We start from the raw sequence: 11,454 nt of genomic DNA on the forward strand, positions 1-11,454 counted from the left end.
CTCGCAGGCCCTACGAGTGAGCGGCGTCGTAGACGTCCTTCTTGCGCAACCCTGTCTCACCGGCGACCTGCTCGATCGCGTCCTTGCGGCTCAGCCCGTCACCCTGACGCGCCGCGACGAGCTCGCGCAGGTCCTCGGGGGCGTACGCCCGCGCCTCCGCGACGCGGCCCCCGACGACGATCGTGACCTCGCCGCGGACTCCCTGCTCCTGCCCCGCGGCCCACTCGACGAGCTCGCCCAGTCCCCCGCGGGCGACCTCCTCGTACGTCTTGGTGAGCTCGCGGCACACCGCGGCGGGCCGGTCCGCGCCCCAGGTCTCGGCCATCGCCCGCAACGAGGCCTCCGTGCGGTGCGGCGACTCGAAGAACACCATCGTGCGTCGCTCCGTCGCGAGCTCGGTCAGCGTGCGGGTGCGCTCCCCGCCCTTGCGAGGCAGGAACCCCTCGAAGCAGAACCGGTCGACCGGCAGCCCGGACACCGCGAGCGCCGTCAGCACCGCGGACGGGCCGGGGATCGCCGTGACGGCGACGTCGGCCTCGATCGCCGCGACGACGAGGCGGTAGCCCGGGTCGGACACGCTGGGCATCCCGGCGTCGGTGACCAGCACGATCGTCTGTCCCTCGACCAGCATCGCCGCCAGCTCGGGGGTGCGTCGCTCCTCGTTGCCCTCGAAGTACGACACGACCCGGCCGCCGATCTCCACGCCGAGGTCCCCGGCCAGCCGCTTGAGGCGCCGGGTGTCCTCCGCCGCGACGACATCGGCCGAGAGGAGGGCGTCGGCGAGGCGGCCGCTGGCGTCGGCGACCTGCCCGATCGGGGTCGCGGCGAGGATCAGCATGACCCCATCCTCTCAGCCCCGCCGTGTGGCGGTGGACGATCCACCGCCCACCGGGGACCACCTAGGCTGGTCGGCGTGACGGTCCTGCAACGCATCCCCGATCGGGCGTGGGGGTGGATCGGACCCATCGGGGTCGCGCTGCTCGCGTTCGTCCTGCGGGTGTGGAACGTCGGCTACCCCAACAAGTTCGTGTTCGACGAGACCTACTACGGCAAGGACGCCTGGTCGCTGCTCCAGCACGGGTACGTCCAGGACTTCACCGACAAGGCCAACGCCAGCGTCGTCCGCGGCGACCTGGACGGGATCCTGACCGGGGAGCCGTCCTGGATCGTGCACCCCGACGGGGGCAAGTGGGTCATCGCGCTGGGCGAGTGGCTGTTCGGCTTCGACTCGTTCGGCTGGCGGATCTCCGCCGTCGTGGTCGGCGCCCTCTCGGTCCTGGTCCTGGCCCGCCTGGTCCGCCGCCTCACGGGATCGACCGTCGTGGGCTGCCTCGCGGGGCTGCTGCTGACGCTCGACGGGATGCACTTCGTGATGTCCCGGCTGGCCCTGCTCGACGTGTTCCTGGCGTTCTGGATCCTGTGCGGCGTCGCCTGCCTGGTCGCCGACCGCGACTGGATCCGGGACCGGCTCGACCGCCGGCCCCTGGTCCGTCCGTGGCAGCTCCTGGCCGGCGTCAGCTTCGGCATGGCGTGCGCGACGAAGTGGAGCGGCGTGTACGTCCTCGCGGTCTTCGGGGTGCTCGCGGTCGCCTGGGAGGTCCTGGCCCGCCGCCGCACGCCGATCGCCGCCGCACCGGCCGAGCCGAGCCGACCCGGCTGGGTGCGCACGACCCTGGTCGTCGGGATCCCGGCATTCGTCTCGATCGTCGTCGTCGCGGGGCTCGTCTACCTCGTCACCTGGACCGGTTTCCTGATCCACCACCAGGCGTACGAGATGCGGTTCGGCCGCGGCTACGGTGACTACTCGAAGCCGTGGGGGTCCTACGTCGACCACCCCGCAAGCGGCTTCCTGGGCCAGACCCGCGACGCGTTCCGCTCCCTGTGGCACTTCCACGTCATGACGTACGACTTCCACACCAAGGACCTCGACACCGCGACGCACCCCTACCAGTCGAGCCCGTGGGGCTGGCTCCTGCAGCTGCGCCCCGTCAGCGCCGACGCCGTCAACGACCTCCCGGCGGCCCGGTGCGGCGCCGGCTCCGGCTCGTCGTGCATGCGGGAGATCCTGATCCTCGGCAACCCGATCCTCTGGTGGACCGGGGCCGTGGCCCTCGTCGCCGCCCTGGTCACCTGGATCGCGACCCGCGACTGGCGCTGGGGCGTCCCCGTGGTCGGCGCGCTGGTCTGCTGGCTGCCGTGGTTCCTCAACGACGACCGGCCGATCTTCTCCTTCTACGCCGTGACGGTCGTCCCGTTCACGATCATCGCGATCAGTCTGGTCGCCGACGCCATGATCCGGCTGTCCCCCACCCCCGTGCTGCGCCGCATCTCCGCCGGCACGATCACGCTGTTCGTGGCCCTGGTCGCCGTGACGTTCTGGTACTTCCACCCCGTGTACGTCGACGGGCTCATCCCGTACGACTCGTGGCGTGACCGGATGTGGCTGTCCCGCTGGATCTGATCGCGGGTCAGGCCCCGGGCGAGTCCACCCGCGGTGCGGCGATCGGGGCCAGGCCGTGCTGCCGCAGGCGCGCGACGGTCAGCTCGCGGTCGAGCGGCATGCCGTACAGATAGCCCTGGCCGTGCGTCGCCCCGGCCGCCCCGAGGACCTCGGCCTCGGACGGCTGCGTGATGCCCTCCGCCACGACCCAGAACCCCAGCTCGACCAGGAGCTCGGTGATGCGCGTGACGACCTTGGCCTGGCGCGGGTTGTCCAGGTCGATGACCAGCGAGCGGTCCAGCTTCACGGCGCTCGCCTCGGGCAGGTAGAGCGAGGCGATGTGCGCGTAGCCGGACCCGAAGTCGTCGATCGAGATCGCCACGCCGTGGGCCCCCAGACGTTCGGCGATCCGGGCGTGCGTGTCGGTCCACCGGCCGATCGAGCTCTCCGAGATCTCGATGATGGGGCGGATCCCGGACTGGGCCTCGCACTGCGCGATCCGCTCGACGAGCGGGCTCCAGGTCGCGATCTGCTCGATCTCGAGGTTGATCGCGAACTCGGTCATCTCCGGGGTGATCGACCGGCACTCGATCATCGTGGCGATGGCCTGGTCCAGCACCTGCAGCGTCAGGTCGTCGAGCAGGTTGAGCCGGATCGCGGACTCCACGATGATCGGCGGCGGGATCGAGCCGAGCTCGGGGTCGGTGTGGCGGACCAGCACCTCCATGCCCCGGATCTCGTCGACGTCGAGCCGGACGACCGGCTGGTACGCCGTGGCGAGGCGTCCGTCGACGATCGCGCGGCGCATCGTCTGGTCGATCCGCGACGCCATCTCGCCGTCGCGGGCGTGGATCGCGCGCTTGCGCTGGTACATCTGCTGGTCGGCGGCCCGGACGATGTCCTCCATGCTGTCGTCGGGGCTCGACGACATCGCCGACCCCATGCTGGCCCGGAGCCGGATCGTGTCCTCCCCGATCACGACGGGCTCGGCCACGAGCTGCTTGAGCCGCTCGCACTCGGCCGTGAGGGCGCCGTAGTCGGTGACGTCCCGGACCAGGAGCGCGAACTCGTCACCGCCGTAGCGGGTCACCGCCAGCCGGTCGCCGGTGTGGGCGAGCAGCCGCGACGCCACGACCTGGAGCGCCGTGTCGCCCGCAACGTGCCCGTAGCGGTCGTTGATCTCCTTGAAGCCGTCGAGGTCGATGAACACGATCGCGATGGACTCCCCCGGCCGCCGGGAGGTGCTGACGCCCGCCAGCACCTCGCGGAAGTAGGTGTACGTCGACAGGCCCGTGAGGCCGTCGGTGTTGGCCCGGTCACGGAGCTCCTCGATCTGCTCGGACTCGCGGCGGGACCGGTCGGACATGTTGGCGAGCGCCTCGACGACGTTCATCTCGACCTGGGTGAAGGGCAGGTCGCCGGGCGACCGTCGGGCGACCACGAAGCGGCCGTCGACCAGCGGGACGCTGAAGTCCCACCGCGACCCCGGCTGGTCGCACACCTCGACCTGCTCGACCCGCAGGCCGCGGGCACCCCACCGCCCCAGGGTGCCGTCGATCAGCTCTCTCGGCCAGGGCATCGCCATCGCCGCGCCCGAGAGCGCCGCGACGCTGCGGTGCAGCTCCCGGTTGCGCATCAGGAGACCGACCCCGGTCGCGGCCATCCCGACGAACAGCACGACGATGCTCGGCCCGACCGGGAGCGACCGGTCGGCCTCGATCCACCGCAGGACGGACAGCAGGCAGCCGACGTAGAACACCAGGAGCCCGACCAGGAACGTCCACGTCCACCGCAGGCGCAGTCCACGGCCGTCCGCTGCGTCGGGCGCGACGTTGCGGCGGGCGAGCTCGAGCGCCGTGATGACGGCGAAGTACGTCGCGAGGCCCGTGAACACCCGGTCGTACGGCTGGTAGCCGATGTCGGTCACCTCGGCGGCCCGCACGAGCGCCGCCCCGCCGAGCACCTGGATCGCGGCGCGGAACTGGCCCCACGTCTCGTCGCGGTAGAACACGGCATAGCTGATCGCCACGATGACGGCCCAGATCGGCAGGACCGAGGACTGGGACGTGACGTCGGAGGCGAACAGGGCCGCGGCCGACGCGCCCAGGGTCAGGTCGGTGGAGCCGCGCGAGATCGTGATCTGGGCGCGCACCGCGAGCGGCACGAGCAGGAGGGCCACGACCGAGACGACCGAGAGGTCCGGGAGACCCAGCCGCCACTGCGACGTGCGGAAGCAGATCGCGACCAGGGCGATGACCATGATGACGAGCTCGAACCGTCGCTCGGAGCGGTCGGGCGCCGCCCTCGGCGTGGATCGGAGAATGGCCACGTCGAATGATAGGCCGAGCGGTGTCCAACGTCCCCGGAACCGTGATGATCCACGCCGACGGGGTACGCGTGACGGGACGCGTTCGGTTGTCCGCACGCTCACCCAGGTCACCTGCACCATCGCCGTTCGGCGGTCCATAATGGCAATTCATCGCTCCTCGGGAGGAACGTGATCGTGTCTCGGCTGGCCCGGAGGTCCCAGGCCCTCCTCGCGGCCGCCCTGCTCACGGCGTCGATCCCCGTCGTGGTGTCCTCCCCCGCAGCAGCCGCCGACCCGTGCCCCGCCCCCGCGACCAGCTGTGTCGTCGTCAACATCGTCTCGACGGTCGACGGCCGGGAGACGGTCGACAAGTCGTACACCGTCACGCCCGACCAGGTCGCCGACTGGGCCGACCTCCAGGACCCGGCCTACTACACCCGCAAGACGCCCGGCGCCAAGGAGGTACGCGGTCCCGTGGTCCCGCAGGGGCTGTCCCTGCACCACCTGCTCGAGAGCGTGGACCCGGACGACGCCGGGCTCGGCTCGGCGGTCACGTTCTCCGAGACGCCCAACGCTGCGCATGTCCCCGCCGTGCTGTCCGACGCCGACCTGGCCGACCCCAGCGGCAACGACTACCCGTTCGACGACAACCTGCCGCCCGCGGTCCACGTCACCGAGGACGGGATCGGCTACGTCCGGCCGCTGCGGGGCTCCCGTGACGACGTCAACGCCTCGGACATCTTCACGGTCAGCGGCGCGTTGGTCCTGACGTTCCACACGACCGGCAAGCTGCTCGAGCCGGCCGTCAAGGCCAGCGCCGGCACCGACGTCAAGACCAAGCAGAGGAACACGTTCTCGGTGACGTTCGCCAACGCGCCCGGCACCCGGATCATCTCGACGCGGTGGGACTTCGGCGACGGCAGGACCGCCGACGCGGAGAAGGCGACCCGGTCGTACGCCACAAAGGGCACCTATCCCGTCGTCGCGACGGTGCGCGGCGCCAACGGCTCCTACGGACGTACGCCCGCCCTCGAGGTCAAGGTCGCCAAGCCGCCCACGGCGCCCAGCTCGGGCACGGGCGGCGGCACCGGCGGCGGTACTGGAGGCGGGGGCACCGGCGGAGGATTCGGTGGCGGCGGTGTGGGCGGCGGCTACGTCCCGCCGTTCGACCCGGGCGTCGGCAGCCTGCCCGGAGCGGTCCCGGACGAGGGATCGCCGCTCGACGACCAGTCCGGCCCGGTCGACGACGGCCTCCAGCAGGTCGAGGGCTACGTCCTGGCTGGCGCGGAGATCGCCCCGGGCGGCACGGTCGAGCGCATCCCCGGCACCCGGGACACGCCCGAGACGGCCGCGGCGACTCAGGCGTCCAGGCGGCGCGAGATCACGACCTGGGCGGTGGCCGCGGTCGCCGTGGTCCTGCTCCTCGGCGCGGGAGCCGCCAGTGAGACTCGATGGATCCGGACCCACCTGCGCCACCTCAGGAGACGTGCATGAGCGACAACATCTACGACATCATCTTCCGCGTTGCGAAGGTGCTGGAGCTCCCGGTCGTGATCTTGACGCTGCTGGCCCTCGCGGCGGTGCTGGTCGAGCTCGGGGCGTTCATCACCGAGCTCATCCGGCGTCGCAGCCGCAGATTCAGCTCGCTGGCCAGGGCCGGCGCCGCGGCGCGACGCGCGGTGGACGCCGGGCGTACGGACGAGGCGTCCGCCCTGCTGCAGAAGGTCGCGTGGAGCGCGCCGATCGGCAAGGCGTTCACGGTCCTGGTCGACGCGGTCAGCAAGCCCGGGGCTGACATCCGCATCAACAAGCAGCTCGCGGACTTCGACTTCGGCCGCCAGGCCCGGCTCGGCCGGACCCGCCTGCTGGTGCGGATCGGCCCGGCACTGGGCCTGATGGGGACCCTGATTCCGCTGACCCCCGCGCTCGATGGCCTGGCCCGCGGTGACGTCGACACGCTGACGGAGAACCTGCGGCTCGCGTTCAGCATCACGGTCCTGGGCATCCTGGTCGGCGCGCTCGCGCTGCTGCTGTCGCTGGTGCGGGAACGGTTGTACGGTCAGGACTTCTCCGATCTCGAGTACGTCGCGGCGATCCTCACCGACGACGGCTCGGCCGCGGCGTCGATCCTGCCGGACACCGCGCCGGCCCCGACGCACGTCAGCTCCGCGGTCCCGCCGCCGGCGCACACCAGCACCTCCTCGCTGGACACTCCCCCGCCGGTGGTGAGCTCGGCCGACGCCGTCCAGGTCCCGCGCCTCGCCCCACCGGACTCGACGACGGAGCGCCGCCCATGATCACCGTCACCCCCCGCGCCCGCATCCGGCAGGAGCACGCCGGCGACCCCCTCGACGGCCTGGTCAACATGTTCGACATCGGCATCGTGCTGGCCGTGGCGTTCCTGCTGGCCGCGCTGTCCTCGCTCGGCCTGTCCGACGCCGTCAACGACGGTGGGCTCACCAAGCCCGCGCTCGGCGAGGTCACGATCAAGCCCGGCGAGACGCTCGAGGACGTCCCGGACGAGGGCGTCAAGACCGTGGGTCGGGGCACCCCGGTGGGCACGGTCTACCGCCTCGCGGACGGCCGGCTGGTCTACGTCACCGGCGGCGGCTCGGCCACCCCCCAGGCACCCACGCCGACCCCCACGCCGGGGACGACCGGGACCCCGTCGGTCCCGACCCCGACACCCTGACCCGGACGGTCAGCCTCGGGCGCCCTTGAGCGCCAGCCCGACGACCCAGGCGATCTCGTCGGCGGCCGCGGCCGGGGCCTTCGACGGTCGGGTGATCGCCGACAGCACGAGCCGCACGGCGAGCTCGACCATGACCTCGAGCTCGGCGTCGGTCAGGGGCGTCGGCGGGTAGAGCTCGACGACGTTCTGCTTGACCACGGCGACCGAGCCCTCGACGATCTCGCCGGACTCGGTCGTCAGGATCCGCAGGAAGTCGATGTCGTGCTCGTCGGGCAGCGAGCCGACGATCGTGCGGACCAGCAGGCTGCGCTCCCCCATGTCCAGGACGCCCTCGCACGCCGAGCGCAGGCCTGCGATGATCTCGGTCTCGCCCTGCATGCGTTCGCGCACGACGTCGAGGAATCGCTCCAGCTCGCGCATCGCGAGGTGGGACGCCAGGCCGTGCTTGGTGCCGAACTCGTTGTAGACGGTCTGCCGACTCACGCCCGCCCCGGCCGCGACGCCCGACATCGTGACTGACGACCAGCCACTGGCCTCGATCATGGCCTGCGCGGCGTCGAGGAGGCGCACCCTCACGGGTGCCGCGCCGGGAGCGCCGACGGTCATGACTCGTCCTCGAGCACGTCGGCCAGGCGCTCCTGCGCCCCGATCCACGCCCGGGCGGTGCGGATCTCGCGGGGCCGGCCGATCGAGACGGCACCGCGGATCACGCCGTCGTCGAGGAGATACGCCGTGAAGTCCCGGTCGTCCAGCGAGCCGCGGACGACCATCTCGTGCGAAGCCTGCGGCCAGCCGGTGACCTGCAGCGTCGAGCCGTACTGGTCGGACCAGCACCACGGGACCTCCACGAACGGATCGTCCCCGCCGGCCATGACCTTGCCGACCGCGGTGCCGTGGTTCTGCGCGCCCTGCCAGTGCTCGACCCGGTGGCGACCGCCCAGGACGCCGTTGGGTTGGTTGGCGACGTCACCCGCGGCGAAGACACCTGGTGCGGACGTGCGCCCGAGGGCGTCGACGACGATCCCGCCGCCCTCGGCGGGGGACGCGATCTCGAGACCGGCCTCCGCGGCGAGCTCGACGTTCGGCTCCATCCCGACGGCGACGACGACCACGGGGGCCGACCACGTGCGCCCGTCGACCGCGCGCACGACCGTCTCGCCATCCACGTCGGTGATCGAGGAGACCATGACGCCGGTGTGCAGATCGGTGCCGGCCTGCTTGTGCAGGTCGACGTACATGTCGCCGAGCCGCGGCGGCAACAGGCGCGGCAACGGCTGGGACGCCGTCTCCAGCAGCGTGACCTCGCAGCCGAGCTCGCGCGCGCTGGCGGCGATCTCCGAGCCGATCAGGCCTGCGCCGACGACCACGATCCTGGTGCCAGCGGCCAGCTCGCCGTGCAGTCGGGGGACGTCGGCGAGACCGCGCAGCGTACGGACTCCGGAGGCGCCCCACGGGCTGCGGGCCCGTCCCCCGGTCGCGAGGAGCAGGTGGTCGTACAGGATGCCCTCGTCGGGGCCGAGCCGGACGGCGCGTGCAGCGGTGTCGATCGAGAGCACGTGCTGGCCCGTGCGCAGGGTGATGTCCTGGGCGTCGAACCACTCGGCCTTCTTGATGCGGATCTCGTCGGCGGTCTTGTCGCCGCGGATGATCTCCTTCGACACCGGGGGTCGCCGGTAGGGCAGCTCCGGGTCGTCACCGATCAGGTCGATGGCGCCCTCGTAGCCGGCCGAGCGCAGCGCGGCGGCCGCGCTGACGCCGGCGATCCCGGTCCCGACGATGACGGTGCGATGCGTCATCGGATCAGAGCTCGACCATCACGAAGTCGGCCTTGGCCGCGCCGCAGTCGGGGCACGTCCAGTCGTCGGGGATGTCCTCCCACTTGGTCCCGGCCGGGATGTCCTCCTCGAGCCAGCCCTCGGCCTCGTCGTAGATGAACCCGCACTGCTGGCATTCCCAACGCTTCATGAATCTCCTCGATGGCGTGTCTCGGCGGCGATGATGTTGCCGTCCTGGTCGTTGCGCTCGAACTCCGCGACCGGGACGAAGTCCACCTGCTCCCGGACGCCGCAGTCCGGGCAGGTCCAGTCGGGGTCGATGTCGGCGAACGCGGTGCCGGCGGGCCATCCCTCGCGGGGGTTGCCCGGCTCCTCGTCGTACATGTACTCGCAGTTGGGGCAGACGAACTGGCTCATGCGGCGACCCCGTACTTCCGGGCGTAGCGCTTGGCCATCCGCGGGTGCACGTTGGCCCGCGACAGGTCGCCGTCGTAGTGGTCCACGACCTTGCGGTCCATGACGCCCCGCCAGATCTGCGGCACCCAGCTCAGCACGATCATGCCCGCGTAGCCCGTGGGAAGGACCGGCGCCTGCTTGAAGTCGCGCAGCGCCTGGTAGCGGCGGGTCGGGTTGGCGTGGTGGTCGCTGTGCCGCTGCAGGTGGTAGAGCAGGACGTTGGTGCCGATGTTGTTGGAGTTCCAGCTGTGGCTGGGGTTGACCCGCTCGTAGCGGCCGGACTCCAGCTTCTGGCGCTTCATGCCGTAGTGCTCGAGGTAGTTGACCGACTCCAGCAGCCAGATGCCGGCGATCGCCTGGAGCACGAGGTAGGGGAAGATCTGCCAACCGAAGGCGATCATCAGGCCGCCCCACAGGACGATCGAGAACGCCCAGGCGTTGAGCACATCGTTCTTGACCGACCAGTGCGAGGTCTTGAGACGGGCGAAGCGCTTCTTCTCCAGCTCCCACGCGCTCTTGAGGCTGCCGGTCACGGTCCGCGGCATGAACTCCCAGACCGTCTCGCCGAGGCGTCCGCTGGCCGGGTCCTCCGGCGTCGCGACACGGACGTGGTGGCCGCGGTTGTGCTCGATGAAGAAGTGGCCGTAGAACGTCTGCGCGAGCGCGGCGCGGGCGAACCAGCGCTCGTACTCCTCCTTCTTGTGGCCCAGCTCGTGCGCCGTGTTGATGCCGATGCCGGCGACCATGCCGAGGCCGAGGGCCAGGCCGATCTTCTGCGCCACGGTCATCGGGTCCTCGATGCCCGGGAGGGTGCCGCCACCCAGCAGGTAGGCGCCCCAGATCAGGCCGGTGACCTGCAGCGGGATGAACGCGTAGGTGATCCAGCGGTAGTAGCGGTCGTCCTCGAGCTGCTCCAGGATCTCCTCCGGCGGGTTCTCGCTGTCGCGGCCGACGACCAGGTCGACGATCGGGATGATGACGAAGACGAAGAACGGCCCGAAGTACCACGCGAGCGTCGAGTCGGTGAGCGAGTAGAGCCCCCACATGGCGACCGGGACCAGCGGCACGATGGCCCCGATGATCCACAGGTAGCGCTTCCTGTCACGCCATTGGATGGCCGTCCCGTCGACGGTTGCTTCAATCGTCATGGTGCTCCTCCTTGTGCGCCTTGGGAGCGGCGCTTTACACAAAGGTAGCAAATGTAAAGTTGGGTGGCAAGGGAGGGGTGGGCTATCCGACGAGCTGGACCGTCTGGCAATCGATCTTCCCGTGGACCCTCACGTCGGTCTGGGCGATCTTCACGCCGAGCAGGCTGAAGACGGGATAAAGGAGAGTGGACAGCAACGTGTTGACCGGTCCATTGACCAGCGGCAACACGATGCCGCTCACGATGGCATTCAGCAGCGGCGCCAGGAGGGCGCCGAGCAAATCCCCCAGAAGACTGCCTGAGAGAAGGGAGACCGTGGTGTCCTTGACCTGCAGATTGAGGACGTTGGACGTCGCGGACACAGATTGAGACGGAATCGACGTGCCGCTTGAGGACGCCGCGAACGTGAGATCGGTAGGCCCACCTTGGCCGGCCGTAGCACCGATTTGAGCCTTGACCGCCAGCAGCTTGTTGCCCAAGAGCAACTTGAGTGCCGCGACGGTCACCGGTCCCAGCAGCGGGAGGTCGTCCCAATTGGCGAGGTTGAGACTCAGGAGTGCGAGGTGATCGGGGGTTGACGGACCGTAGACCGACGCCAGACCGGTCTTGGCACGGATCACGGCCTTGCTGGGAGCG

12 protein-coding genes are annotated in these 11,454 nt (G+C 70.7%); 4 read left to right on the top strand and 8 right to left on the bottom strand.

The window, feature by feature from the left end:
- Window positions 1-10: 10 nt before the first annotated feature.
- A complete protein-coding gene (rsmI, locus tag JWQ91_RS01950) occupies window positions 11-838 on the bottom strand; it encodes a 16S rRNA (cytidine(1402)-2'-O)-methyltransferase (protein WP_297780071.1) in 828 nt (275 codons plus the stop codon).
- Window positions 839-913: 75 nt separating this feature from the next.
- Between rsmI and JWQ91_RS01955 the strand changes: the two genes are divergently transcribed.
- Entirely contained in the window at window positions 914-2,461 is a 1,548-nt protein-coding gene (locus JWQ91_RS01955) for a phospholipid carrier-dependent glycosyltransferase (RefSeq protein ID WP_297780074.1), read from the top strand.
- Between the two features lie 7 nt (window positions 2,462-2,468).
- Here the strand turns inward: JWQ91_RS01955 and JWQ91_RS01960 are convergent, their stop codons facing one another.
- A complete protein-coding gene (locus tag JWQ91_RS01960) occupies window positions 2,469-4,769 on the bottom strand; it encodes an EAL domain-containing protein (protein ID WP_297780076.1) in 2,301 nt (766 codons plus the stop codon).
- 174 nt (window positions 4,770-4,943) lie between these two features.
- On the opposite strand from JWQ91_RS01960, the gene JWQ91_RS01965 reads away from it, so the two are divergent.
- From JWQ91_RS01965 to JWQ91_RS01975, 3 genes are read left to right on the top strand one after another with little or no spacing between them, the layout of a single operon-like run.
- On the top strand, window positions 4,944-6,242 hold the full coding sequence (locus JWQ91_RS01965; RefSeq protein WP_297780078.1) for a PKD domain-containing protein: 1,299 nt from the start codon (window positions 4,944-4,946) through the stop codon (window positions 6,240-6,242).
- On the top strand, window positions 6,239-7,045 hold the full coding sequence (locus JWQ91_RS01970; RefSeq protein WP_297780081.1) for a MotA/TolQ/ExbB proton channel family protein: 807 nt from the start codon (window positions 6,239-6,241) through the stop codon (window positions 7,043-7,045). Before JWQ91_RS01965 ends, JWQ91_RS01970 begins: the two co-directional genes overlap by 4 nt.
- Window positions 7,042-7,440, top strand: a complete 399-nt coding sequence (locus JWQ91_RS01975) for a DUF2149 domain-containing protein (protein WP_297780084.1) — start codon at window positions 7,042-7,044, stop codon at window positions 7,438-7,440. The genes JWQ91_RS01970 and JWQ91_RS01975 overlap by 4 nt, the downstream gene beginning before the upstream one ends.
- Before the next feature lie 9 nt (window positions 7,441-7,449).
- On the opposite strand, the gene JWQ91_RS01980 is transcribed toward JWQ91_RS01975, so the two are convergent.
- The 6 genes from JWQ91_RS01980 to JWQ91_RS02005 form a co-directional block, all read right to left on the bottom strand.
- On the bottom strand, window positions 7,450-8,046 hold the full coding sequence (locus JWQ91_RS01980) for a TetR family transcriptional regulator (protein ID WP_297780085.1): 597 nt from the start codon (window positions 8,044-8,046) through the stop codon (window positions 7,450-7,452).
- Complete coding sequence (locus JWQ91_RS01985) at window positions 8,043-9,236, bottom strand: FAD-dependent oxidoreductase (RefSeq protein WP_297780088.1); 1,194 nt, start codon at window positions 9,234-9,236, stop codon at window positions 8,043-8,045. The genes JWQ91_RS01980 and JWQ91_RS01985 overlap by 4 nt, the downstream gene beginning before the upstream one ends.
- Before the next feature lie 4 nt (window positions 9,237-9,240).
- Window positions 9,241-9,405: a rubredoxin gene (locus JWQ91_RS01990; protein ID WP_297780091.1), complete on the bottom strand. Its 165-nt coding sequence runs from the start codon at window positions 9,403-9,405 to the stop codon at window positions 9,241-9,243.
- Window positions 9,402-9,632 (bottom strand): rubredoxin, encoded by a 231-nt coding sequence (locus JWQ91_RS01995; protein WP_297780095.1) that lies wholly within the window; start codon window positions 9,630-9,632, stop codon window positions 9,402-9,404. Before JWQ91_RS01995 ends, JWQ91_RS01990 begins: the two co-directional genes overlap by 4 nt.
- Window positions 9,629-10,819, bottom strand: a complete 1,191-nt coding sequence (locus tag JWQ91_RS02000; RefSeq protein ID WP_297780097.1) for an alkane 1-monooxygenase — start codon at window positions 10,817-10,819, stop codon at window positions 9,629-9,631. Before JWQ91_RS02000 ends, JWQ91_RS01995 begins: the two co-directional genes overlap by 4 nt.
- A gap of 82 nt (window positions 10,820-10,901) precedes the next feature.
- Window positions 10,902-11,454, bottom strand: a 553-nt coding sequence (locus JWQ91_RS02005; protein ID WP_297780101.1) for a hypothetical protein, incomplete at its 5' end; no start/stop codon positions are given.

It is taken from the genome of Aeromicrobium sp. (assembly GCF_025965075.1).
Classification (GTDB): domain Bacteria; phylum Actinomycetota; class Actinomycetes; order Propionibacteriales; family Nocardioidaceae; genus Aeromicrobium.